We start from the raw sequence: 23,622 nt of genomic DNA on the forward strand, positions 1-23,622 counted from the left end.
GAGCCTGCGTAACCCCCGCCTCCGGTTATGATGGTCGGGTTTTCATGTCGCGGCCTGATGTCCGCTATAGTGCGGTAGACGTATCTCGACCGTTGTTCCCGCTCCCGCTGTTGAGCGCAGTTTAATATCGCCGCCGGACTGGCGGATGAAGCCGTAAACCGTGGAGAGCCCGAGGCCGTGCCCGCTGGAACCGCTCTTGGTGGTGAAGAAGGGTTCGAATACATGGGTCAGCACCTCTGGCGACATGCCGGCGCCGTCATCTGTGATCCGGATCCGGATGTCGCCAGTTGGCAAGGTGCCGGCGAATATCCGTATTTTCCCCTCCTCCCCGATTGCGTCGCGCGCGTTGAAGAGGAGATTGATAAGCGCATTTTCGAGCTGGCCCGGATCGACGAGCGCGATCAGCGGCGCCTCGCCTTCACCCGGAGGCCTTTCCACTTCCAGCGCGATGGCATCGCCGAAACTGTCTTCGAGGAGGTCGACCAGCGAGGCGATGACCGCGTTGATATCGGTCGGCACGGGATCGAGGGCGCGGCGGTGGCCGAAGGTCAGCAATTGCTGCACCATTGAAGCGCTTCCCTCGGCGGCTTCCAGAGCCTTCAGCACGCGCTTGCCGTTGAGCGATTCCGGATCGGTGGTCTCCTGGATCAGTTGAAGGTTGGAGGAGATTACCGTCAGGACATTATTGAAATCGTGAGCCACGCCGCCGGTAAAACGCCCGATCGCCTCCAGGCGCTCGGCTTCGGTCAGCCGCCGGCGCATCTCTTCGCGCTCCATCATCTGGGCCTTGAAAACGGAAAAGGCATTCGCGAGCGCACCGATTTCGTCGCGTCGTCCGCTGCCCGGCGCTTCGGCCGTCGGATCGCCCGCGGCAAGGCGGCGCATCGCCTCGGCGATGCCGGCAAGATCGCGGACGGCGCCGCGCACAGAGACATTGGCCACGACAAATGCCGCAGCCAGGGCGACGAGGCCGAGGGCGAGCGCGGCGATCTTTCCCAACAACAGCAGCCTGCGGGTGGTTTCCTGACGCGCGAGATTGGCGTGATCGAGCAGCCGGGTGTATTCGCGCGCGAGAGCGGTGATCTCGCGGGTTGCCGTTTCCGCCGCCGCGACCAGAAAGCGCTGGCGGGTCTCCACATCAATGACGGCCAGGCGACGATCGAACAGCGATGTCAGCAGCGAAAGCGCCATTGGCCGGTCATTATCGTCAAGAAGCCGGATATAGGCATCCCTCTGGCCTTCCACATCCGCTCGATCGGTCGAGGCGAGCGCCGTACTTGCGAGCGTCAGGGCGACGGCGATCATCGGCCGGCCGGTCGCTTGCGGCATCAGTTCGGATTTGATGAATTCGAGGTCCTGCGCATCGGTTCGCATGCCGGCATGGGCATCAATCGCTTCGGCGGCGGTTGCGGCGAGGTGTTCGATAATGCCCTCGAGGCGGTTTGCCTCCGCAATGATATCGGCGGCGACAAAGGGAGCCGGGGTCGTCTTTCCCGGCGACGTCAGCGACGGTATCTGCGCCGAAAAGCGTTGCATCTGGCCGCGCAGATCCGCCTCGGCCTGGTACAGCGCCTCACGGTCGGCGACCTCGTGAAACCGGCGTGCGGCGATCGTGAGATCGGAGGTCGTTTCGGTTATGGCGAGCATCCGCCGGCCATCAGCGATCGATTCCGCCTGCAGCCGGGAAAGCTGGCCGTCGAGATATTCGAGGCTGACGAGTGCGGCGCCTTCGACCAACAGAATGGCGCTGAAGACGGCAACCGACGTCAGGAGCAGCCGGCGGCGGAGGCTCCCCTTCGCCATGGCCTGTTTCTCGTGCGGTTTGGCCGGGGCCGTTTTATAATCTGCTGTCATGTCCTGCCGGCGCTAGTTCGCATTTCCGGTGGCGTCGATCCACCTGGCCGTCAACCGCTTGCGTTCGGACTGCGTGTCATAGACGCCGAAATCATAGTCTATAAGGCGAACAGGTCCGGCAATGGACGACGAAGACGGAAGGGTCGCGCCTGTGTTTGAGGGCAAAGGGTAGCCGAGCGCTGCCGCCGAGGCGGACTGACCGCCCGCGCTGAGCGAAAAACTGTAGAAATTCCGTGCGTTTTGGGGGTGCGGCGCGTTCTTCAGTATAGCCATCAGAACCGGCGCATAGCCGGTGCCCTCGCATGGCGCGATCAGTTTGACGGGATAGCCCTTTGTCGCGAGCGAAATGCCATCGCCAAGATTGACCACGGCAATCGCGAAATCACCTTCGGCCACCGCCTCGGCGGCCGAGGCTTCGGAGATAACATTGAGCGCAAGATTGGCCTGCAACCGTTTCAGATAGTCGAATGCTGCATCCTCGCCGAAAATCTGAACGAGGCTCGCCAATACGCGATAACCGGTCTCCGAGACAGTGGGGTCGCCCATACGGATTTCTGCCGAAAGTTCCGGACGCAGCAGATCGGCCCAGCAGGCCGGCTCGTTCAGTTGGCGTTGGCGCATCAACTCGGTGTTGACCACAAATCCCAGAATGCTGGCGTACAGGCCGACAAACCGGCCCCGCGATTGCTCGAAGGGACGACGCGCCCATACTCGCAGAGCATTGAGCTGAACGGCACCGGCTGTTTCGAGGACACCATCTTCAAGCAGTTCACTGTCTGGCGGCGCCAGAAGAATATCGCTCTTTTGCAACGCCTCGCGACCGGAGGCCCGAGGAAATATGCCGACGTCAAGCGGATTGGCGTCCATGAACGCGTCAGCCAGGGCCCTGCACTGGCGCGCGGGAAGATCGCAATAGACGTTCAAATCGCCGGATTTCGCGATGGTTGCGTGGAGACCGGCGAGCAGGGCCGTGCATAACAGGGCTTTCATCGCGATCCGCATCATTCTCCCTCCTGCGTATGCCGCGCTCCATCTCCGCGACATCTGGCCAGTATTCGAAGAGCATGTGAACCCGAAATTTCAGGAAAGCGGATAGAGCTGTAACTTTGTTCATACTGGCTTTGGTTTCGGACGAGTTGAAGTTACTGACAGCTTGCGCGCGCCATGCCTTCATGACAAGTTTTGCTCTGGATCATTGGAGGCTGGGCGGAGAAGACGGCGATGGAACTGATGGAGGCAGGGCGTGCCCGTATCGCTGTCGTCGACGACGATCCAGCAATTCGCGAGGTTGTCAGCGACATGCTTGCTTCCAGCGGTATGGACGCGGTGCGCTTTTCCTGTGCCAGCGACTTTCTGGCGCAACTGTCAACCGACAACAGCTTCGACCTGATCATACTCGATCTCCAGCTGCCCGATCGGGACGGCTTCAGCGTGGCCGCGAATATACGCACCAGCAGTTCGGTTCCCATCATCATGCTCACGGGCCGGGATGAGGAACTGGACCGTGTCATGGGGCTTGAAATCGGCGCGGATGACTATGTCGTCAAACCGTTCAGCGTTCGCGAGCTTCTGGCGCGGGTCAAGGCCATCCGCCGCCGGGCGCGCGGGGAATTCGTGAACGAAAAGCCGGTTCGGCAGGGCTATCGTTTTCATGGCTATGTCATGGATACCGAGCGCCGGCGTCTGACCGCACCGGGCGGCGCGGCAATCGCGCTGACGGTTGCCGAGTTCGATCTGCTGCATGCCATGGTGCAACGCCCTGGCCGTATTCTCTCTCGCGACCAGCTTCTGGAAATCACCCACCGCGCAGCAGATGATATCTTTGATCGCACGATCGACGTTCTGATCCTGAGGCTGCGGCGGAAGATCGAGCCGACCCCGACCAGCCCGCGCTTCATCAAGACGGAGCGCGGCCATGGCTATGTTTTCAACGCAACGGTCGAGGCGTTGTCCGACGCGTGAGCCGGAAACGCTCGGAATTTCCAGCTCCGCCGCGGGGACAGCCTAAAGACCCGCGGCATCCATCATTTCGTAGAAGAAGGTCACGCCGCGCACGCCTGCCGAGCGCAGCGGATAGAACGGCACCTTGGGAATCGAACTGCGGGCGATCAGCGCCAGTTCATGCGGCTGTTTCATCATCATGTTTGCGAGTTGATCGCCGACATAGCCCGACATCGCGACGCCGGCGCCGTTAAAACCGGCGGCATAGCCGATGCGCGGGGACAGCATGCCCGCCATCGGCAGGCCGTCGAACGAAAGCGCCACGTGACCGGACCAGCGATAGTCGATACCGATGCCGCGCAGGTCCGGGAAGATCAGATGCATCGCCTTTTCGAGCCGCCGAAACGCCGCCGGCGCCTCGACATGGCCAAGCGCCCCGCGCCCGCCGAAGACGATGCGACCCTCAACCTTGCGGAACCAGCGCATCATGCGCCGGGTCTCGGTGTAGCTGCGCTCGTGTTTCAGAAGCCGCCTATCCAGATCGGCGGGCAGCCGTGCGGTGGCGATCATGGCGCTGCGGAAGGGCACGATGCTGCGCGCGACCGCGCGATCAACTCCCGTCAGACCTGAATAGGCATTGGTGGCCACGACCGCTTGTCTCGCCTTCACCCTGGCTGCTGCGGTTGAGACGACGACGCCCGAGCCGATCTCGGCCACGTCCAAAGCCGGCGTATCGGCATAGAGGGCCACGCCCTGCGCGCGCGCCGCGCGCCACAAGCCCTGCAGATAGGCGAGCGGCTGAATGGTGCCCGCGCCGTCCTGCAGCACGCCCCCGACGAAACTGTCGCACCCCGTCTCATCGCGCACCGCTGCCCGGTCGAGGACATGCAGGCCGCGCTCGCCCAAATTCTGCGTCAGCCACTCGGCCTCGTGGCGCGCATGTTCGAAAGCCTTGGCGGAATGGGCGCATTTGAGCGCGCCGACGCGACGAAAGCCGGTATCGGCGATGGCGTGACGCTCGATCGTCTCGATCAGATGGGCCACGCTTGCATTGGCGATCGCGTGCATCCGGCGCGCGACATCCATCCCGTGCGCGGCGGCAAGATCGGCGAAACCGCGGCGGAACTTGGCGGAAACCACGCCGCCATTGCGCCCGCTGCCGCCGAGACCGACCGAGCCGGCCTCCAGCACCACGACGCTCAGGCCCTTTTCAGCAAAGGCGAGTGCCGCATGCAGGCCGCAATAGCCCCCGCCGATGATCGCCACATCGCAGGAGACGTCGCTGCCGAGCGCGGGAAAATCCTGCGGACGAAGCGACCTGTCCTGACGCCAGAGCGATGCCGGAAGCGAGGGCAGTTGCATTATCCGGTTCCGAATACCGCATCGGCCAGTTCGCCGAGGCTGTGGAAATGGAAATCGGGTTTGGTGAATTTGTCCGGCACCGGCGTGCCGCCATAGCCTTCCTGATCGAAGCGGCGTTCGATCCAGCAGACAGAATAGCCCAGTTCACGGGCGACACCGATATCGTGGTACTGGCTCTGCGCCACATGCAGAATCTCGTCCTGCTTGAAACCGAAAGCGGACTGGCGGCCCAGATTGTGGGAGAAGAACCGCGGATCGGGCTTGGCGCACTTTGCGTCGTCATAGGTAACCGAATCGTGGAACGGCCAGCCGAGACGATGGTCATAGGCGGTGAAGGAGGTCCGGTCGCCATTGGTCATGGCAACGAGGCGGAACCTGGTCCTCAAACGGGCCAGCGCCTCGGCGGAATCGGAAAAGGCCGGCCATTCGAGAACCGAGAGCTGAAAATCGCGCGCGGCGGCCTCGGCATTGACCAGGCCGAGTTCGGCCGCAACATACTTGTATACGTCGTAGAAGACCTCGCTGTTGCGGCCATAATGCCTGGCGCGTCCATCGAGATAGGGTTTGTAAATTTCGTCGTCGGACAGATTTGCCGTCGCCTCCCCGCCAATGCGACGAACGGCGTCGAGCACGCCCTTCTCGAAGTCGATGCAGGTTCCGACGATATCGAAAGTCAAAAGCTTGAAGCGGGAGAAGTCCATTGGAGGCTCATTCTTCGGGTTGCGTTCGGTTCGGATTTTTATCGACAGTGCGGCAAGTTCCACGGTTTGGGCAATTGCGAAATTCTCCTGCATACCATAAACTGAAGTTATGATCGGACTTCGCCGAAAACTCTCCTCACCCAGCGCCCTCTTCATTTTCGAGGCTGCCGCGCGCTATGAGAACTTCACCAGTGCGGCCAACGAACTCAACATCACCCAGCCTGCCGTCAGCCGAGCGCTTGCCACGCTTGAAAGTCATATCGGCAGCAAGCTTTTCCTGCGCGGAAAGCCCGGCGTCAGGCTCACGGACAACGGCAAGCTGCTCAGAAACGCCGTTGTTTCGGCATTTACCGAGATCGAACGCGCCCTGGACGAAATCGAGGAGCGGCGTACGGGCAAGACACAGGTCACGCTATCCGTCTCGACGGCCTTCACCACGCACTGGCTGATGCCGCGGATTACGCGTTTCCAGTCGGCCTTTCCGGATGTCGATCTGCGCTTTCAGCTGATCCCGGGGCCGGTCACCGGCGAGCTCGGCGACGTCGACATCGCCATGCGCTACGGCGCGCCAGGAAAGACGCCGGGGCGCTTCGTCATGCAGGAGGCTTATGTGCCTGTGTGCGCACCTGGCTATTACGACGACACTGCGCGGGAAGATGCGACACTAATCCTCCTCGAAAGCGACAATCCGGGCGACCCGCAATGGACGCCACCTGATTCCGGTCAGTCCTACCGCAATAAGCTGACATTTTCGGACTATTCCGTCGTGGTTCAGGCAGCCCTCGTTGGCCAGGGCGTGGCCCTGGGCTGGCTCAATATCGTCGCCCATTGGATGGGACAGGGACGTTTGGTTCCGGCCAGTTCGACCGTGGTGCTGCCCGGACGTGAATGCCGGCTGCAACTGCGGCAGGAGGACGGCCGCTCGCCCGTCGTGTCGGACGTGGCGGACTGGCTGCTGCAGGAGCTCCACGCCGACCTTTCGGCCATCAGCACAAGCCATCCCGAGCTCGATCTCGATTCCATCATGAAGCCAGGAAACGCGGCATGAACGTCAACACGGCCATATACGAGGCTTTCCAGGTGATCATGCGCGCCGGCACCGTTTCCGGAGCCGCGAAAATCCTTGGACGCAGCCAGCCGGCCGTTAGCCGGATGATCGACAAGCTCGAGGAAAATCTGGGGGTGAAACTGTTCGAGCGGCGCAAGGGCCAGGTCGTGCCCACCCATGCGGCTCATCTGCTGCTCGACGAAGTGGAAAAACTGTTCGTCTCGCTGTCCTCGCTCGACAATTTCGGCCGGCGTCTCGAAGAGGGGCTGGAAGGCGGCGTCGGCGCGGCCTGCCTGCCGGCGCTCGGGCTCGACTTCATGCCGGAAGTCATCGCGCGATTTTCCAAGACCCGCCCGCAGGCCCGGGTCGTGCTTCACGTGCGCATGTCGGTGAGCGTGGAGAAATGGGTGGCCACCCAGCAGGTCGATTTCGGCCTTGCCGAAACGCCGTTCCTGCTTTCCGGCTTCGAAACGAAAATCTTCGCCGATTCCAACTATGTCGCGGCCCTGCCCGTCGACCATCCGCTGGCGGAGAAGGCGGTGATCCGGGCGCAGGATATGCACGGCCAGAACCTGATCGCATGGACGGCCACGGTATCCGCGCGCCGGACCTTCGACGACGTCATTCAGGGCGCGGGCATCGCTCCGCGGCAGATCATCGAATGCACGATGTCCTCGCCGATGTGCAGGATGGTCCAGCGCGGGCTGGGAATAGCCATCGTCGATCCGTTCACGGCCTGGAGCCAGCGTCATCCGAACATTGTCTACCGCCCGTTCCTGCCGCAGATCGCCTGCCGGTTTGCACTGTTGCAGCCAAAGACGCGCGCACCCACGGCACTTGCCGGAGAATTGATCGGCCACGCCGAGGAACTTCGGGACGAAGCGCTTGCCGATATGCGTGACCACGGCGCCCTGTTATAAATTTCTTGCATATTGAAAGGCATATTTTGCATTTTGCTTGTATTGAACGATCGTCTTTCATGGTGGCATGGAACAAACCGTTCAACTCCGCAGCGCGCAGGATTGCTTTGACGTCGTCGTCATCGGCGGCGGCGTCAACGGCACGGCATCGCTCAGGGAATTGAGCCGGGCGGGCTATTCCACGCTCCTTGCCGAGGCTGACGACCTGGCCTCCGGCGCCAGCGGCCGCTCCTCCCGCATGCTTCATTGCGGACTGCGCTATTTTGAAACAGCGAATCCGGTCCGGGACTTTGTGGGCAACCCGCAGCACTTTTTCTCCGCTCTTTCGATGGCGCGCGACGCCATGGAAGCGCGGCGCGAGCTTGCGCTCGACGATGCGGTCGACACCCGGGCGATCGAGCTTTCCTTCCCCGCCTGGACGGACGGCCCCTTCCCCCGCTGGCAGATCAGCGCGGGGCTGCGCGTTCTCGGCCTGATCGGCCCGAAGGAACCGCCGCTCGATCGCCATGTCCGAGACGCCGGGGAGACTCGCCGTCATCCCGTCGGTCGGCATCTGCGCGACCCGGACAAAATCACAGGTATGGTCAGCTTCCGCGAATATCTCTTCGGCGCGCCGGAGCGGCTCTGCATCGACAATGCACTCGAAGCCGAAGCGCACGGCGCGGAACTCTGTCTGCAGACCCGCGCGGAAATCCGCGGGAAAGATGACGACGGCCTTTGGCGTATCGCGCTCGAGCACCAGAAAGATGGCACATGCCGTGAAGTGCGCGCTCGCAGCATTCTCAACATGGCCGGCACCTGGTCCGATGCGGTTGGCGATTTCGGCAAGCGCCTGATCTGCGGCACCAAGGGCGCCCATATCATCATTCGCCTTCCCGAAGGTTTTGAGAACCGCGGCATCGCCACCCTGCATCGCGGGGGGCATCCCTTCTACGGCTTGCCGCTGGGCGATGACCGGTTCTATTTCGGCCCCACCGAAACGCTTTTTTCAGGCGACGCCCGCGACATCCAGGCGGACAACGACGATATCGAATTCCTGTTGGGCGAAGCCAGGCACCTTCTGCCCGGCCTTGAACTGAAGCGCGGCGATATCGAGCAATGCTGGGCCGGCGTCCGCCCGCTGACCAGCGATCCGCGCTACCCCATGGGCGCACGCGCCCGCACCATCCACGATCTCGGCCCGCAAGGGTTCGAAAACGTGCTCGCGATGACGGGCGGACCCGTGATGAGCCATCGCAGCGCCGGCCGGCTGATGCTCGAACAGGTAAGAGCGCGTATCGGCGCGCCGCGCGGTGCAACCCTTTCGGCGCGCAAGGCGGAAGCGCCGGCGAAAACGCGCGTCGATCCGGTCATTGAGGCGGTAACGCGCGAACATGCCTTCGACCTGAATGGCGTTCTGTCGAAACGCACCGGCGCGACATGGAAATCGCTTGTCGGCCATGATGCCGCCATGCAGACGGCACAGGAAATTGCCCCTCACCTGTCCTGGGACGCGACCAGGACGGACAATGAGGTCTTTCAGTTTCTCGCCCGCCAGGCGAAGGAGTTCGGTGTCCCGGCGGCGCCGAGGTAAATCCGGAAGATACCGGACGTGTATAATGCCCTACTAACCACGACAAAATCACCAGAGGAGTTCGAAAATGAAAAAACTGGCTATCATCGCAGGCGCGATCGCGGTTCTCGCCGCATCCGCCAGCGCAAGCTTTTCCCAGGACGTGCAGAACGATCGCTTCAAGGAAGTGCTCGACCGCGGCACGCTGCGGGTCGGCGTCCAGGGCGCATTCAAACCCTGGGCCTTCCGTGCGCCCGATGGCTCGCTGCAGGGCATTGAGGTCGATCTCGCCCAGACCGTCGCCGACCACATGGGCGTCGCGCTCGAGCCGGTCGTGATCACGTCCGCAAACCGGATGGAGTTTCTCCAGCAGGGCAAGGTCGACCTTTTGATCGGCGCCATGTCGGACCGCCCCGACCGTCGCAAGATCGTCGGCATTGTCGAACCGTCCTACTGGACCTCCGGCCCGACCCTGATGGCCAAGGAAGGCGTGATTTCCTCCTGGGACGATATCAAGGGCAAGCCGGTCTGCGGCAAGCAGGGCGTGTTCTACAACAAGATCGCCGAGACGGAGTTCGGCGCAAAGGTGATCGCGTTCTCCGGCAATACCGAAGCCAAGCAGGCGCTCCGCTCCGGCAAATGCGTGGCCTGGGTCTATGACGACACCTCGATTTCCGCCGACCTTGCCAGCGGCGAGTGGGAGGGCTACGAAATGCCGGTCGAAACCGTCTTCTCCAATCCCTGGGGCGCTGCCGTTCCGCTTGAGGAAATGGATGGCATCTGGGGGACCTTCATGGCCGGCATGGCCTATAACTGGCACAAGGACGGTACCCTGATCGAGCTCGAGAAGAAGTGGGGCGTCAAGCCGTCGCCGTGGATTCAGAAGATGCACGACGAACTGCAATACGACGATAGCTACCTGGAAAATTAGGACGCATCGCCAACGGAGCGTCGGGCGATGCGGAGAAGTCGCCCGATGTTTCTGGCGAAGGTCCTGTTCGAGGCAAACCATCGGCCCGTGGGGCGGCCGGCCAGTCGTTAACCCGGTAAGACAGGAGAATGTCCTCCTTGCTAGAGATCACCGCACCGTTTTTTGAACGGCTGAACGAAACGGCAGGCATCAACTTCTCGCCGTTCTATGACCCCTATGACTGGTCGCGTTTCTTCGAGGGCATGTGGATTTCGGTCAAGCTGATATCGGCCATCATCGCCTTGTCGCTTGTCATCGGCGTCCTCGGCGCTGGCGCCCAAACCTCGAAATCCAGGCTTCTGCGGATCGTCGTAGCGGCCTATATCGAGATTTTCCGCAATACGCCGCCGATCGTGCAGCTTCTGTTTTTCTATTTCGGGCTTGGCGCAATCACGCCGCAGGTCGACATGGGCGGATGGTACGAACCCATCATCGGCGCATTCGGCTGGGCGGTGATCTCCATCGGCATTTTCGGCGGCGCCTACAATGTCGAGATTTTCCGATCGGGTGTCGAGGCGGTCCCGCACCACACCAAGGAAGCGGCTGAAGCGCTGGGCTTCTCCGACCTCAAGATCTTCATCTACATCACCTTGCCGCTCGCCTTCCGTTTCTGTCTGCCGGCGCTCACCAACAACATCATCAGTCTCGCCAAGACCTCCTCGCTTGCCTATGTGATCGCGGTTCCCGAAATCACCTATTCGCTCGCCAATATCTGGTCCGATAGCCTCAATGTTTCCGAGATGATGGTCCTGCTGTTTGTGTTCTACATCCTGCTCGTCGCCGTCATCGCGCAGATCATGTCGTTTCTCGAACGCAAGCTTGCGCTGAAAGGATACGGCCAATGATGTCCTATTCGATTGCCAGGCTGACCTGGCGTGCGCCCGTCATCGTCGGCGGCCTGTGCCTTGCCGCGACCCTCGCCACGACGTTCACCGCGGAAGCGCAGGATGCCGGTTCCGGCCAGATGTCTGCCTTTGCAGCGCTCGTCACGTGGATGCCCTTCATCCTGAAGGGTTTTCTTCTCAACCTCTTGATGAGCGTGCTGGCCATGGCGCTTGCGACCGTAACCGGGCTGTTCCTCGGTTTCATGCAGATCAGCCCCAGCGCATTCATCCGCCTGCCGGCAAAATTGGTGACCCATCTTTTCCGCAATTCGCCCTGGCTGGTGATCCTGTTCGCGATCATGCTTCTGGTGCCGTTCCAGGTCACGCTGCCGGGCGGCGAGAAAGTTCTGATTCCCGACTGGGTCAAGGCAACGATCGGCTTTGCTCTTCCGGTGATGGCGAACATCGCCGAAATCCTGCGCGGCGCGATTGCCTCCATCCCCTCCGGACAGTGGGAAAGCGCGGAAAGCCTGGCCTTCACGCGCGGCCAGACGCTGCGTCACATCATCCTGCCGCAATGCGTGCGCCGCATGCTGCCGCCTTGGATGAACTGGTATGCCCTGTTGACGCTGATGACGCCGATGGCAGCGATTCTCGGGGTCAGCGAGGCGCTCGGCAATACCCAGGCCGCCATGGAAGCCGCCGGTTCGCGGCCGGAATTCCTAATCCCGTTCTATCTCTTCCTGATGACGATCTTCTTTGTGTTCATCTATCCGCTTTCCATCTACACGCGCCGGCTCGAGCGCCGCTTCTCCGCCGGATCCTGACAAGGGACTGTCTCACATGAATGCTGAAAACAGCTGGACCCCTGACCAACCGATCATCTCGATGCGCAATGTGCGCAAGTCCTTTGGCGATTTCGAAGTCCTCAAGGGCATCGATCTGGAAGTGAAGAAGGGCGAAGTCATCTGCATCATCGGGCCGTCGGGCTCGGGAAAATCCACCCTCATCCGCACCATCAATGGACTTACCCCGGTGAACGCCGGCTCGGTTATGGTGGAAGGCCAGGAGGTTCATGACGAAAAGCTCGACAAGCTGGCCCTGCGCCGCAAGGTCGGAATGGTCTTCCAGCAGTATAACCTGTTCCCGCATCGCACGGTTCTGCAGAACGTCATGATGGCGCCGGTGCTCGTGCTGCGCGAGAACAAGGCCGAGGTCGAAAAGCGCGCCCGCGCGCTTCTCGAGAAGGTGCAGCTGCGCGACAAGGAAGGCGCCTATCCGCTGGAGCTTTCGGGTGGCCAGCAGCAGCGCGTGGCGATCGCCCGCAGCCTCTGCATGCGCCCCGACATAATGCTGTTTGACGAAGTTACCGCCGCCCTCGACCCGGAAACGGTCAACGAGGTGCTCTTCACCATCCGCGAACTGGCGGAGGAAGGCATGACCTGCGTGCTCGTCACCCATGAAATGGGCTTCGCCAAGGAAATTTCAGACCGAGTCTATTTCACCGATTCCGGCAGGATCGTCGAAAGCGGACCGCCAGCGGAGCTGTTTGACGCGCCAAAGGATCCGCGGACACGAGAATTCCTGTCCAAGGTGCTCTGAAGGTCGTCGACAAGACCGATCTCCGAGAAAATACCCCGTGGGAGAATAGAGATGAGCGACCAGAACCAGGGCGCGAAGCGGGATCCGCTGCTTCAGCCGCTGACCATCAAGAAACTGACCCTGCGCAACCGCATCATGAGCACTGCGCATGCCTGTGGGCTACAGAAGGACGGCTTTCCGCAGGAAGCCTACCAGGCCTATCACGAGGAAAAGGCGAAGGGCGGCATAGCGCTGTCGATGTTCGGCGGATCATCGAATGTCGATATCGACAGCCCGAACATCTTCCAGCAGCTCAATGTCGGTGTGGACGAAATCATTCCGCATCTGCAGCGCTTTTCCGAGCGCATGCATGCCCATGGCGCGGCGCTGATGTGCCAGATCACCCATCTGGGACGCCGGGGCGACCCTTATGCGCAGGACTGGCTGCCCGCCATCGGCCCGTCGCCGATCCGCGAAACCCTGCACCGCGCTATTCCGCGCGAGATGGACGAGCACGACATCAACCGCGTGATCAGGGCCTATGGCCAGGCCGCGCGGCGCTGTGAGGAAGGCGGGCTCGACGGGATCGAGACCTTGGCGTCCGGCCACATCATCGGCCAGTTCCTCTCGCCGAAGACCAACCACAGAACCGACCGCTTCGGCGGCTCGCTCGACAATCGCATCCGCTTCGCGCTGATGGTGCATGACGAAATCCGCCGCAATGTCGGCGATGATTTCATTGTCGGCATGCGTTTCGTGGTCGATGAGGGCATCGATGGCGCGCTCTCGGCCGAGGAATGCATCGAGGCGGCGCAGATTCTGCAGCGCGAAGGGGCCGTCGATTTCTTCAACGCGCTCTATGGTTCGATGGATACCGCCCGCGCCCTCTCGGAGGAGACCTTTCCCGGCATGGGATCCCCGGCCGCACCCTGGGTGAAGGCCGTGGGACATTTCAAGCGCGAAGTCGGGCTTCCGGTCTTTCATGCCGCAAAACTCTCCGACATGGCATCAGCGCGGTTTGCCGTTTCCGAAGGCCATGTCGACATGGCGGGCCTCACCCGGCCGCAGATGACGGACCCGCACATGGTCGCCAAGCTGATGCGCGGCGAGGAGGAGCGCATCCGCCCCTGCGTGGGCGCGGGCCACTGTCAATCGGCCTATCGACCGCGCTGTCTGCACAATGCCGCGACCGGCCGTGAGCTGACCGTCGGTCACGAAATCGCAAAGGCCGAGACGCAGCGCAACGCAATCGTCATAGGCGCAGGCCCCGCAGGACTCGAAGCCGCCCGCGTGCTCGCCGAGCGCGGACACAAGGTAAAGCTGTTCGAGGCCGCGCCGCAGCCGGGCGGACAGCTCCTGCTTGCCGCCAATGGCTGGCGGCGCGATCTCGTCGGCATCATCGACTGGCGGCTCACGGAACTCGAGCTGCTTGGCGTTCAGGTCGAATGCAACCGCTATATGGAGGCGGCTGATATTCTGGAACTCGAGGCCGATCTGGTGATCCTCGCGACTGGCGGCATTCCCCAGACGGCATTCGGCCCCGGCGAGGAACTCGTCCTGAGCGCCTGGGATATTGTCGGCCGGCAGGTCAGGCCGCAGGGCGATGTTCTCATCTGGGACAATACCGGCCGCCACCCGGCACTGCTCGCCGCTCAGACGGCGATGAACGAGGGCGCGCGGGTACAGCTCACCACGATCGACACCAATATCGGACAGGATCTCGTCTATCCGGAGATCATCCGCTGGCAGAAGGAATTCACAAGGGCGGGCCTGCGCGCCGATCCGCACCTGCGCCTCACCGAGGTCAGGAAAGCCGGCAATCGGCTGGAAGCGGTTCTGATGAACGAACTCACCCACGCTAGCGAGAAACGCGTCGTCGATCAGGTGGTCGTGGAAATGGGCACGATCCCGATCGACGATACCTTCGAGGAACTACGCGGCCGGTCCGGCAATGACGGCGTCACCAATCTGCATGCGCTCAAGAATCTGACGCCGCAGCCCATGGCCCGCGCAGGTTTCGAACTGCATCGCATCGGCGACGCCCAGGCCTCCCGCAACGTCCATGCGGCGATCTATGATGCCTTGAGACTGTGCTCGGTTTGCTAAGCCTGGCACCGAGTTGCAGCGGCGCTGCATTGGTTTTCAACAGGCAGATCGGAGTCTGGCAAGGCTATTCTACTTCTTCCGGCAAGCCAGCAAATTCGATCTCCCACCGCCCTCCGAAGCCCCCGAAGGCCACACGGTTTCAGGCGGCCGTCAATTGAAATCCGTTTCGAAATGGTAACGCGCATAAAACGACGGCGTAGTTTACCGCTTTCAACACCGTGATCGCCGGCCATACCGCCGGCGCCGAGGCATCGCAGATCCCCGTGACGGGGTCGCCTGGGGATCCGCCTCTTTTCGCGTTGTCAGCGCCGCTCGGCATTTGCCGAGAGGGCGGGCTCGGGAGACCCGCCTGCACCGCCTGCATGCACTGGGAGCACGGGGGCGCTTCCACGGAACCAGTCGATCGTCTGTTTGAGGCCGTCCGAAAGCTCGGTGACGGGTCTCCAGCCGAGCAGGGACAAGGCGCGGCCGATATCCGGGCGGCGGCGTTGCGGGTCATCCACCGGCAGCGGCCTGTCTTCCAGGTTAAGCTCCGTGGCTGTCAGCTCAGCCACTTTCTCGGCGACCTCCCGCACCGTATATTCGCCGGGATTGCCAAGATTCACGGGAAGGCCGGGATTTTCGGGGTGGTTCATCAACCGCACAAGACCATCGACGAGATCGTCGACAAAGCAGAAGGAGCGGGTCTGGCTGCCGTCGCCATAGATTGTCAGCGGTTCGCCGCGGAGAGCCTGCAAGATGAAATTGGAAACGATCCGCCCGTCGTCGGGCCGCATGCGCGGGCCATAGGTATTGAAGATGCGGGCGATCCGCGCATCCGCCTCGCCGCGACGCAGCCGGTCGAAGCAGAGTGTCTCGGCGGCGCGCTTTCCTTCGTCATAACAGGCGCGCGGACCGGTGCAGTTCACATTGCCCCAGTAATCTTCCTTTTGCGGGTGCTGCTGCGGATCGCCATACACTTCGCTGGTCGAAGCCTGTAGGAACCGCGCCGAATGTTTGCTGGCGAGCTTCAGAAGCTTGTCCGTCCCGATCACGCTCGTCATCAACGTATGGGTCGGATCCTGCTGGTAGCGCGGCGGCGAGGCCTGGCAGGCGAGGTTGTAGATCTGGTCGATCTGCCCGTCGATTTCCAGATCCGAGCAGATGTCGTGGGCGATGGAGCGGAACCGCATCTTGCGCGACAAATGCTTCAGATTTGCCTTGTCGCCCGAAACAAAGCTGTCGACGCAGATGACATAATGTCCCTCGGCTAGAAGGCGCTCGCAAAGATGCGAGCCAAGAAAACCGGCTCCGCCGGCAACTAGGATGTGTTTCGGTCGCCCTGTCATTTTCGGCATCGTTTTAAAGTCCTCAATTATGGGCTGCGGGCGCGGCGGCAAGGCACCGCCACGGCAGCGGCCCGCCATGTCATTGCAGAAGCTTGACCGACAGCAACCGGCTGGGCAGGCCACTGCGGGGATTTGCCCCCAGGGTGCCCAGCCTTGGTCGTCCTCGGCGAAGATGCTCCTAACCGGGCGTTGAAGCTTTTGTTCCCATTGATGAAGGCAGAGCATCTTTAAGGGTGACAGACGGAGCGGACGATCGGCCTGCGAGCGAGGAACATTCGAACCGATACGATCGTTTTCTTGGCAGCGCAGGCGCAATCGGCCGCACACGCTCTATCGCCTTCAGGCCATTCAGAGAAAGTGCATGGGAAAACGACAGACTGGCATATCCGATGTCCCGGAGGCTCATTCGCCGACCGCTCGCCGCGCGCCGCCGATCCGGCTCGATGGCCTGCAGCTTGACGAGAACCGGACCTTCCAGGAGCGGTTCTGGTCTGCTCAACGGTGCGCCTGGCTCGCATTTATCGGTTTTGTGCTGTTGGCGGTCCTCGGCTTCACCGGGTCCGGCGGCCCGTTCTCCGCCGCCACGAAGGGCAGCGGCGTGGCGACCATTCAGCTCCCGGCTGTGACGCGCTGGCAGACTTCCGACAGGATGGAGATCGATTTCAAGCAAGCCCTTGCTGGACATACCGTCCTGCTCAGCGCCGCTTTCGAGGACGCCTTTCAGATCGAGAGCATCCAGCCAACTCCGACCCGAACGGAGCTCGCAGAGGACGGTCATCGGCTTTTATTTGCCGCAAATGGCGATCAGCAGGGCTCTGTCGTCATCAATCTACGCGCCCAGTCGCCGGGCTGGAAGCGTTTTGCCATCTCCGTTGACGGTGAAGCGCCCGTCCGATTCTCAACATTGGTTCTACCGTGAGGTCACCATGGAAACCGTTATCCGCGGCTTTGCCATCTATATCGCCTTGCTCGCGATCTTGCGTTTCTCCGGCCGGCGCGCCGTGGCCCAGATGACGCCCTTCGACTTTGTCCTTCTGCTTATCGTCGCGGAAACCACCCAACAGGCGCTTCTCGGAGACGACTTTTCGATTACCAATGCTGTCATTCTCATCATCGTGCTGTTTACGATTGATATCGGTCTTTCCTACGTCAAGCGGTGGACGCCAAGGCTTGCATTGTTCCTGGATGGCACGCCGACCGTGCTGATATCCGACGGCAGACCCGACCTGAGAGCGTTGAAACGGTCCCGGGTGAGCCTGGAAGACGTTCTGGCGACAGCGCGCCAGCTTCACGGGTTGGAACGTCTCGACCAGATCAAGTCGGCGGTTCTCGAAGCGGATGGCGGTGTCAGCATCATTCCGCGATAGGCGAGTGCCTCTCGTCCGAAAGGCGCGATCTACGGCGGCTCCGGAACCTTTCTCCACCTCACCGGTTCGGGGTAACCCGCTGTGCGCAAGCGGCGGGTGCTGATCACATTGGATAAACAGCAGAGCCGGCGAAACAACCTTAGGAGTGACCATGTCCGATCATTCAAAAACCAAGAAGCGCATCGAAAAGGATGCCAAACCGCAATTCGCAAAGAAGCAATCCGGCGGTGACAGCGATGGCGTGGCCAGCGCCAAGCCGACCGTGATCACCGGATCGGAGGACGCGACCGTGCACCGTCTCTCGCCGAACAAGGCGGAGAAGCCGAAGAAGGATGAGCGGTAGACGGCACCGCTATCCGTCAGTCGAAACTAACGAAAGCCTTGACAAAGCCGTCGGGCCTGGCCTCCGCGTCGTTCAGCGCGTCGCCAAGACGATCAAGCGGATAGCTGTGGGTCAGGAGCGGCCAGGGATTCAGCCGTCCCGCGACCACGGCCTCGATCGCTTCCGTCGTGCCCTTGCGATAGGCTTCCGGCGCGCGTTCATGGGCGTTGATGACGTCGAGGCCGCGCCAGTTCCAGAGCTGCATGTTGATCTGCCTCGGACCGTCTTGGTGGTAGCCGGCGATAATCAGGCGACCACGCTCGGCGCAGAGTTCTGCGGCAAGATCAAGCGGCCACTGCTTTCCAGCGGTTTCAATGACCACATCGCAGAACCGGCCTTCGGTCATTTGGCTGACGGTTTCTATGATCTGCCAGTGGTCGTCCATGGCGATCGTCGTTGCCGCGCCAAACTGTTCGGCGAGCGCGAGCGAGGATTGCCGCCGGGAAATCGCAATCACCTTCGCTCCGGCATTGGCGGCAAGCTGCGTGAGCAGGGCTCCGAGGAAGCCGATGCCTATGATCGCCACCCGGTCGCCAGGCCGGATACCGCTGCGATGAAAGATGTTCACGACGCAGCCGAGCGGCTCGCCCGGCACGGGACGGCCATCCAGTTCCTTCGGCAAGGGGACGATTTCATCCACTTGGGCAATGTCGTATTCGGCATAGCTCGCATGGGAAAGTGTGGCCACCCGCTGGCCGAGCAGACCGGGATCGACATCCGCGCCGATGCTGTCGACAAGCCCCCAGCCTTCATGGCCGAGATCGCCCGGCGGCAGCGGAAACTCCATCCACTCCGGACCCGACCATGGCACCAGATTGGAAGCGCAGACGCCGCAACCCTCCAGCCGAACGCGCACTTCGCCCGCCTGCGGCGTCGGCAGCGGCCTCTCCTCGGTATGCATGCGCCCCGGTCCGGTCACCACGGCCGTCCGCATGGTGCTGCGGGCCGAAATGCGTTCCATGATGTCGCTCTGATCGTTCGGGAATAACGTCATCTCAACTCCTTTCCTGGTTGAGCCTTCGAACTGGAAAAGACGCCAAAGGTTCCGGAAGAAGCCGCGCCCGATGCTCAAGCTCGGAACAATGCGCCGCAAGGGAGGTTCTGAGGCTCCGATCAACATGGCGCGGCAATCGACAGCCTGCTCGCATCGCCCTCTATCAGCTGATACCGCTCGGCACATGCGGCCATTCGAGCGCCTTTTGGAAAAGCTCTGTCGGCAGGAACATCTCGGCCTCTTGGTGGTTGGCCGGATGAAGCGCAACCAACAGAATAACCGGAAGGACAAGCTCATGAGCAAGATGACAGCAGGTGACGTGCTGGTCGATCGCTTGATCGAGTGGGGCGTGGACACGATTTTCGGCATGCCGGGCGACGGAATCAATGGCGTGATGGAAGCCCTGAGAAAGCGGAAGGATGAGATCCGCTTCATCCAGGTTCGGCACGAGGAAGCGGCTGCCTTCGCCGCCTGTGGCTATGCCAAATGGACCGGTCGGCTCGGCGTCTGCCTCGCAACGTCCGGCCCGGGTGGTATTCATCTCCTCAACGGGCTTTACGACGCGAAGCTCGATGGTCAGCCGGTGCTCGCGATAACCGGGCTGCAGTTCCACGATCTTTTGCATACGCACACCCAGCAGGATGTCGAACTCGACAAGCTGTTCATGGACGTTTCCGTTTACAACACCCGCATCATGGGGGCAGCCCATATGGCCAATGCCGTGGATCTCGCCTGCAGGGCAGCGGTCTCGCGGCGCGGCGTCTCCCATGTGACGATACCCGTCGATATCCAGTCCGAACTGATCGCCACCGAAGAACGCTCGGCCCGCAACGTCCCCGGCCACGCCGAGGGCCAACCCGGTCCGACTATGCCGGTTCCGGCGGCAGAGGAACTGCAGGCTGCGGCCTCGATCCTCAACAACGGCAGGAAGACCGTCATTCTGGCGGGACAGGGCGCGATCGGCGCCGGCGATCTCCTCGAACAGGTCGCCGAGAAACTGGGCGCCCCGATCGTCAAGGCCTTGCTGGGCAAGGGCGCCGTCGCCGACGACAGTCCCTATACGACAGGCGGCATCGGCATGCTCGGCACCCTCCCCTCGCAGGAGGCGATGGAAAACTGCGACACGCTGCTGATCGTCGGATCAGCGTTTCCCTACATCGAATACTATCCCGAACCGGGCCGGGCCAACGTGGTCCAGATCGATCTCGATGCGACCCGGATCGGCCTGCGCCATCCGGTCGATTGCGGCCTTGCCGGTGACGCCCGTGCCGTGCTCCGGCATCTGGAGCCGCTCCTGCAAGTGCGGGAGGATCGCTCCTTCCTAGAGCAGGCGCAGAAGAACATGGCAGAGTGGCGTGACCTGCTCGAGGAGCGGGGCACGCGGAAGGATATGCCGATGAAGCCGCAGGTCGTGGCCCATGAACTCGACCGGCTGCTTGCGCCGGATGCGATCATCGCGACAGATTCCGGAACAGTGACCACCTGGGCGGCGCGGCATCTCACGCTCAAGCCCGATATGATGTTCTCGTGTTCGGGCACGCTTGCCTCGATGGCCTGCGGGCTGCCCTACGCCATCGCCGCGGCAATCGCCTTTCCCGAACGGCAGGTCGTGGCCTTCGTCGGCGATGGAGCGCTGACCATGCTGATCGGCGAACTCGCCACCTGCGCCCGTTATCGGCTCGACAATCTAAAGGTCGTCGTCATCAAGAACAATTCGCTCGGTCAGATCAAATGGGAGCAAATGGTCTTCCTCGGCAATCCGGAATATGAGTGCGAACTGCAGCCGATCGATTTCGAGATGGTGGCGCGCGGCTTCGGCGTCGATGGTTTCCGCATCGAGGAGCCAGGCGCGTGCGCCGCAACGCTCGCCACAGCGCTTTCCTCCCCGCGTACGGCGGTGATCGAGGCGATCGTCGACCCCCATGAACCGCCGCAGCCGCCGAAGGTGACCGCCAAGCAGGCAGCCCATTTCGCCCGTTCACTCGCCCGCGGCACGCCCGAACGCGGCAAGATTGCGCTTACCATCGGATCGGACACCGTCCGCGAGGTTCTGTGACCCCGCGGTTGGAACGCGGCCAAGACATGCTGGCGCGCCCGGGCGAGGAGAAACTTGCTGCCCGGGCGGGTCAGAGCGCACACACTGTTTCAAAGGATTTCAGCCGATGACCTTTCTCGGCTTGACGGCGGAAATGCTGGCGCGCATTCAGTTCGGCTTTACCGTCTCGTTTCATTTCGTCTTTCCCGCCTTCTCCATCGGCACGGCCTGCTATCTGGCGACCCTGAACGCGCTCTGGCTGTGGAAGCGCGACCCTGCCTATCTGAGGCTCTTCGACTACTGGAAAACCATCTTCGCCGTGGCGTTTGCCATGGGCGTCGTCTCCGGCATCGTCATGAGCTACCAGTTCGGCACCAACTGGGCTGTGCTATCGGAAAAAGCCGGCGCCATCATCGGTCCGCTGATGGGCTACGAGGTGCTGACGGCGTTCTTCCTCGAGGCGGGATTCCTCGGCATCATGCTGTTCGGGCGCAGCCGCGTCGGCGACGGGCTGCACATGGTGGCCGTCTGCATGGTGGCGCTCGGCACGCTGATCTCAGCCACCTGGATTACCTCTGCCAATAGCTGGCTGCACACGCCGGCGGGGTTCAGCCGCGATGCCGCCGGCCACTTCCTGCCGGAAGACTGGTGGGCGATCATCTTCAATCCGTCCTTTCCCTATCGCGTCACCCACACCGTGCTCGCGGCGCTGCTGACCACGTCCTTCGTCATCGGCGGGGTCGGGGCGTTTCATCTGCTGAAGAACGCCAATAACCGGCAGGCGCGGATCATGTTCTCGATGGCGATGTGGATGGCTGCGATCGTCACACCGATCCAGATATTTGCCGGCGACCAGCACGGCCTCAACACGCTGGAACACCAGCCGCAGAAGATTGCCGCGATCGAGGGCGATTACGAGACCCATGAGGATGGCATGCCGTTGATCCTGTTCGGCATACCCGATGACCGGGCGGAGGAGACACATGCTGCGATCGAGATTCCGCGGCTCGGCTCCGTCATCCTGCGTCACAGCTGGGACAAGACGATCAGGGGCCTGAAGGAATGGCCGCGCGACGAGCGTCCGCCGGCGCTGCCGGTGTTCTTCACCTTCCGCATCATGGTCGGTATCGGCTTCCTGATGCTGGCGATCGGCCTCTGGTCACTATACGCTCGCTATCGCGGCACATTCTATGAAAACCGCTTGCTGCAGAAGGTCGTGATCGCGGCAAGTCCCTCGGGCTTCATTGCCGTGCTGGCCGGCTGGTATACGACCGAGATCGGCCGCCAGCCCTACACCGTCTACGGCCTGCTCAGGACATCGGACAGCCTGTCGCCGGTCAGCGCGCCGGCCGTTGGCGCTTCGCTGATCGCTTTTATCCTCGTCTATTTCGCGGTGTTTGGCGCCGGCGTCTTTTACCTCCTGAAACTGATGCGGCGACCGCCCGAAACCGGCGACGACCATGACCTCAAGGAAGGACCGCTGCGATCCTCCGGCATCACGCCGGGTCCGGGCGAAGCGACCGGGGAGAACGATAAATGAGCTTCGATCTTGCTACCATCTGGGCCGCGATCATTGCCTTTGCCGTGCTTGCCTATGTGGTGATGGACGGTTTCGACCTCGGAACCGGCATCCTGATGCCCTTCTTCCGCAAGCGCGACGAGCGCGATCTCCTGACCACAACGGTTGCGCCCGTCTGGGATGGCAACGAGACCTGGCTGGTGCTGGGAGGCGGCGGGTTGATGGCCGCCTTTCCGGTCGTCTACGCCACGGTCCTGCCGGCGCTTTACATGCCGATCATCCTGATGCTGCTGTCGCTGATCTTCCGCGGCGTCGCGCTCGAGTTCCGCTGGAGAAGCGAGATCCGGCGCGGCTGGGACACCGGCTTCTTTGCCGGCTCGCTGGTGGCGGCCTTCATGCAGGGGATCGCGCTTGGCGCGCTGGTTCAGGGCATCCGCATCGAGGATGGCCAGTACGCCGGCGGCTGGTGGGATTGGCTGACGCCGTTCTCGCTCGTCACCGGCATTGCCCTGGTCATCGGTTATGCGCTTCTGGGCGCGACCTGGCTCAACCTCAAGACCGAAGGCCCGGTGCAGGCGCGGGCGCGCCGGCTTGCTGCGCCTACGGCCATTGCCATGATTGCCGCGATCGCCATCGTCTCGCTCTGGACCCCGTTCATCAACCGGGTCTATTTCGAACGCTGGTTCGGCTGGCCGACGGCCTTCTTCTCGGCGCTGGTGCCGCTCGCCGTGATTGCCTGCGCCGGGTGGCTCTGGATTGGGCTGGAGCGTGAAAAACATCTCCAGCCGTTTCTCGCGGCGCTGGGCCTGTTCGTCCTGAGTTATGCCGGCCTCGGGATCTCCTTCTACCCCTATATGGTGCCCGGCGCGCTTACCATCGAAGAGGCCGCCGCTCCGGATAGCTCCCTGCGCTTCCTGCTGGTGGGCGCGCTGGTCCTGATCCCGATCATCCTCGCCTATACCGCCTATGCCTACTGGGTTTTCAGAGGCAAGGTCGACCTCTCCGAGGGCTATCACTGATGCCCCGTCGGAAGTGGCTGAAGCGCCTGGGCTGGTTCGTCTGCTACTGGCTGATCGGCGTGGCGGCGATGCTTGCGCTCGGTCACGCGATCCGGCTGGTCCTGTCCTGATCGTGGTCT

General features: G+C 62.2%; 21 protein-coding genes. 15 read left to right on the plus strand and 6 right to left on the minus strand.

The window, feature by feature from the left end; all coding sequences use genetic code 11:
• Positions 1–42: 42 nt before the first annotated feature.
• Positions 43–1,803 (minus strand): sensor histidine kinase, encoded by a 1,761-nt coding sequence (locus V6766_RS16660; RefSeq protein ID WP_448468347.1) that lies wholly within the window; start codon positions 1,801–1,803, stop codon positions 43–45.
• A 63-nt stretch (positions 1,804–1,866) separates the two neighbouring features.
• The gene (locus V6766_RS16665) at positions 1,867–2,859 is read right to left on the minus strand and encodes an extracellular solute-binding protein (protein ID WP_448468349.1); all 993 of its coding nucleotides are present in this window, start codon (positions 2,857–2,859) and stop codon (positions 1,867–1,869) included.
• 216 nt (positions 2,860–3,075) lie between these two features.
• Between V6766_RS16665 and V6766_RS16670 the strand changes: the two genes are divergently transcribed.
• Positions 3,076–3,816 carry a response regulator transcription factor gene (locus V6766_RS16670; RefSeq protein ID WP_448468351.1) on the plus strand — a complete coding sequence of 247 codons (741 nt, stop codon included), beginning with the start codon at positions 3,076–3,078 and terminating at the stop codon, positions 3,814–3,816.
• Positions 3,817–3,858: 42 nt separating this feature from the next.
• Here the strand turns inward: V6766_RS16670 and V6766_RS16675 are convergent, their stop codons facing one another.
• Complete coding sequence (locus V6766_RS16675) at positions 3,859–5,157, minus strand: NAD(P)/FAD-dependent oxidoreductase (RefSeq protein ID WP_448468353.1); 1,299 nt, start codon at positions 5,155–5,157, stop codon at positions 3,859–3,861.
• Positions 5,157–5,858: an HAD-IA family hydrolase gene (locus V6766_RS16680; protein ID WP_448468355.1), complete on the minus strand. Its 702-nt coding sequence runs from the start codon at positions 5,856–5,858 to the stop codon at positions 5,157–5,159. The genes V6766_RS16675 and V6766_RS16680 overlap by 1 nt, the downstream gene beginning before the upstream one ends.
• 109 nt (positions 5,859–5,967) lie before the next feature.
• On the opposite strand from V6766_RS16680, the gene V6766_RS16685 reads away from it, so the two are divergent.
• The 8 genes from V6766_RS16685 to V6766_RS16720 all read left to right on the plus strand — a co-directional run bounded on the left by V6766_RS16685 (position 5,968) and on the right by V6766_RS16720 (position 14,859).
• Complete coding sequence (locus V6766_RS16685; RefSeq protein ID WP_448468357.1) at positions 5,968–6,906, plus strand: LysR substrate-binding domain-containing protein; 939 nt, start codon at positions 5,968–5,970, stop codon at positions 6,904–6,906.
• A complete protein-coding gene (locus tag V6766_RS16690) occupies positions 6,903–7,826 on the plus strand; it encodes a LysR substrate-binding domain-containing protein (RefSeq protein ID WP_448468359.1) in 924 nt (307 codons plus the stop codon). The genes V6766_RS16685 and V6766_RS16690 overlap by 4 nt, the downstream gene beginning before the upstream one ends.
• Before the next feature lie 67 nt (positions 7,827–7,893).
• A complete protein-coding gene (locus V6766_RS16695) occupies positions 7,894–9,399 on the plus strand; it encodes an FAD-dependent oxidoreductase (protein ID WP_448468361.1) in 1,506 nt (501 codons plus the stop codon).
• A 67-nt stretch (positions 9,400–9,466) separates the two neighbouring features.
• Positions 9,467–10,309 carry a transporter substrate-binding domain-containing protein gene (locus tag V6766_RS16700; protein WP_448468362.1) on the plus strand — a complete coding sequence of 281 codons (843 nt, stop codon included), beginning with the start codon at positions 9,467–9,469 and terminating at the stop codon, positions 10,307–10,309.
• Between the two features lie 137 nt (positions 10,310–10,446).
• A complete protein-coding gene (locus V6766_RS16705) occupies positions 10,447–11,193 on the plus strand; it encodes an amino acid ABC transporter permease (protein ID WP_448468364.1) in 747 nt (248 codons plus the stop codon).
• Positions 11,190–11,999: an amino acid ABC transporter permease gene (locus V6766_RS16710; RefSeq protein ID WP_448468366.1), complete on the plus strand. Its 810-nt coding sequence runs from the start codon at positions 11,190–11,192 to the stop codon at positions 11,997–11,999. The genes V6766_RS16705 and V6766_RS16710 overlap by 4 nt, the downstream gene beginning before the upstream one ends.
• A gap of 16 nt (positions 12,000–12,015) precedes the next feature.
• Entirely contained in the window at positions 12,016–12,774 is a 759-nt protein-coding gene (locus V6766_RS16715; protein ID WP_448468368.1) for an amino acid ABC transporter ATP-binding protein, read from the plus strand.
• 51 nt (positions 12,775–12,825) lie between these two features.
• Entirely contained in the window at positions 12,826–14,859 is a 2,034-nt protein-coding gene (locus V6766_RS16720) for an oxidoreductase (RefSeq protein WP_448468370.1), read from the plus strand.
• A gap of 302 nt (positions 14,860–15,161) precedes the next feature.
• Here the strand turns inward: V6766_RS16720 and V6766_RS16725 are convergent, their stop codons facing one another.
• Positions 15,162–16,196 (minus strand): UDP-glucuronic acid decarboxylase family protein, encoded by a 1,035-nt coding sequence (locus V6766_RS16725; protein ID WP_448468372.1) that lies wholly within the window; start codon positions 16,194–16,196, stop codon positions 15,162–15,164.
• Between the two features lie 352 nt (positions 16,197–16,548).
• Here V6766_RS16725 and V6766_RS16730 point away from each other — a divergent pair, with 352 nt between their 5' ends.
• The 3 genes from V6766_RS16730 to V6766_RS16740 all read left to right on the plus strand — a co-directional run bounded on the left by V6766_RS16730 (position 16,549) and on the right by V6766_RS16740 (position 17,897).
• A complete protein-coding gene (locus V6766_RS16730) occupies positions 16,549–17,106 on the plus strand; it encodes a hypothetical protein (protein WP_448468374.1) in 558 nt (185 codons plus the stop codon).
• A gap of 7 nt (positions 17,107–17,113) precedes the next feature.
• Positions 17,114–17,554, plus strand: coding sequence for a DUF421 domain-containing protein (locus V6766_RS16735; RefSeq protein WP_448468376.1), 441 nt, complete (start codon positions 17,114–17,116; stop codon positions 17,552–17,554).
• A 151-nt stretch (positions 17,555–17,705) separates the two neighbouring features.
• On the plus strand, positions 17,706–17,897 hold the full coding sequence (locus tag V6766_RS16740) for a hypothetical protein (RefSeq protein ID WP_448468378.1): 192 nt from the start codon (positions 17,706–17,708) through the stop codon (positions 17,895–17,897).
• Positions 17,898–17,913: 16 nt separating this feature from the next.
• Here V6766_RS16740 and V6766_RS16745 read toward each other — a convergent pair whose 3' ends face one another.
• Entirely contained in the window at positions 17,914–18,930 is a 1,017-nt protein-coding gene (locus tag V6766_RS16745; RefSeq protein ID WP_448468380.1) for an MDR/zinc-dependent alcohol dehydrogenase-like family protein, read from the minus strand.
• Between the two features lie 295 nt (positions 18,931–19,225).
• Here V6766_RS16745 and V6766_RS16750 point away from each other — a divergent pair, with 295 nt between their 5' ends.
• The 3 genes from V6766_RS16750 to cydB all read left to right on the plus strand — a co-directional run bounded on the left by V6766_RS16750 (position 19,226) and on the right by cydB (position 23,503).
• The gene (locus V6766_RS16750; protein ID WP_448468382.1) at positions 19,226–20,986 is read left to right on the plus strand and encodes a thiamine pyrophosphate-dependent enzyme; all 1,761 of its coding nucleotides are present in this window, start codon (positions 19,226–19,228) and stop codon (positions 20,984–20,986) included.
• 106 nt (positions 20,987–21,092) lie between these two features.
• Entirely contained in the window at positions 21,093–22,505 is a 1,413-nt protein-coding gene (locus V6766_RS16755) for a cytochrome ubiquinol oxidase subunit I (RefSeq protein ID WP_448468384.1), read from the plus strand.
• Positions 22,502–23,503 carry a cytochrome d ubiquinol oxidase subunit II gene (gene cydB, locus V6766_RS16760; protein ID WP_448468386.1) on the plus strand — a complete coding sequence of 334 codons (1,002 nt, stop codon included), beginning with the start codon at positions 22,502–22,504 and terminating at the stop codon, positions 23,501–23,503. The genes V6766_RS16755 and cydB overlap by 4 nt, the downstream gene beginning before the upstream one ends.
• Positions 23,504–23,622: the final 119 nt, after the last annotated feature.

Source organism: Martelella sp. AMO21009 (assembly GCF_053484295.1).

Coding starts and splice junctions, on each gene's coding strand:
- V6766_RS16660 (WP_448468347.1), bottom strand. CDS start 1,803: ATGGCGAAGGGGAGCCTCCGCCGCCGGCTGCTCCTGACGTCGGTTGCC.
- V6766_RS16665 (WP_448468349.1), bottom strand. CDS start 2,859: ATGATGCGGATCGCGATGAAAGCCCTGTTATGCACGGCCCTGCTCGCC.
- V6766_RS16670 (WP_448468351.1), top strand. CDS start 3,076: ATGGAACTGATGGAGGCAGGGCGTGCCCGTATCGCTGTCGTCGACGAC.
- V6766_RS16675 (WP_448468353.1), bottom strand. CDS start 5,157: ATGCAACTGCCCTCGCTTCCGGCATCGCTCTGGCGTCAGGACAGGTCG.
- V6766_RS16680 (WP_448468355.1), bottom strand. CDS start 5,858: ATGGACTTCTCCCGCTTCAAGCTTTTGACTTTCGATATCGTCGGAACC.
- V6766_RS16685 (WP_448468357.1), top strand. CDS start 5,968: ATGATCGGACTTCGCCGAAAACTCTCCTCACCCAGCGCCCTCTTCATT.
- V6766_RS16690 (WP_448468359.1), top strand. CDS start 6,903: ATGAACGTCAACACGGCCATATACGAGGCTTTCCAGGTGATCATGCGC.
- V6766_RS16695 (WP_448468361.1), top strand. CDS start 7,894: ATGGAACAAACCGTTCAACTCCGCAGCGCGCAGGATTGCTTTGACGTC.
- V6766_RS16700 (WP_448468362.1), top strand. CDS start 9,467: ATGAAAAAACTGGCTATCATCGCAGGCGCGATCGCGGTTCTCGCCGCA.
- V6766_RS16710 (WP_448468366.1), top strand. CDS start 11,190: ATGATGTCCTATTCGATTGCCAGGCTGACCTGGCGTGCGCCCGTCATC.
- V6766_RS16715 (WP_448468368.1), top strand. CDS start 12,016: ATGAATGCTGAAAACAGCTGGACCCCTGACCAACCGATCATCTCGATG.
- V6766_RS16720 (WP_448468370.1), top strand. CDS start 12,826: ATGAGCGACCAGAACCAGGGCGCGAAGCGGGATCCGCTGCTTCAGCCG.
- V6766_RS16725 (WP_448468372.1), bottom strand. CDS start 16,196: ATGCCGAAAATGACAGGGCGACCGAAACACATCCTAGTTGCCGGCGGA.
- V6766_RS16730 (WP_448468374.1), top strand. CDS start 16,549: ATGGGAAAACGACAGACTGGCATATCCGATGTCCCGGAGGCTCATTCG.
- V6766_RS16735 (WP_448468376.1), top strand. CDS start 17,114: ATGGAAACCGTTATCCGCGGCTTTGCCATCTATATCGCCTTGCTCGCG.
- V6766_RS16740 (WP_448468378.1), top strand. CDS start 17,706: ATGTCCGATCATTCAAAAACCAAGAAGCGCATCGAAAAGGATGCCAAA.
- V6766_RS16745 (WP_448468380.1), bottom strand. CDS start 18,930: ATGACGTTATTCCCGAACGATCAGAGCGACATCATGGAACGCATTTCG.
- V6766_RS16750 (WP_448468382.1), top strand. CDS start 19,226: ATGAGCAAGATGACAGCAGGTGACGTGCTGGTCGATCGCTTGATCGAG.
- V6766_RS16755 (WP_448468384.1), top strand. CDS start 21,093: ATGACCTTTCTCGGCTTGACGGCGGAAATGCTGGCGCGCATTCAGTTC.
- cydB (WP_448468386.1), top strand. CDS start 22,502: ATGAGCTTCGATCTTGCTACCATCTGGGCCGCGATCATTGCCTTTGCC.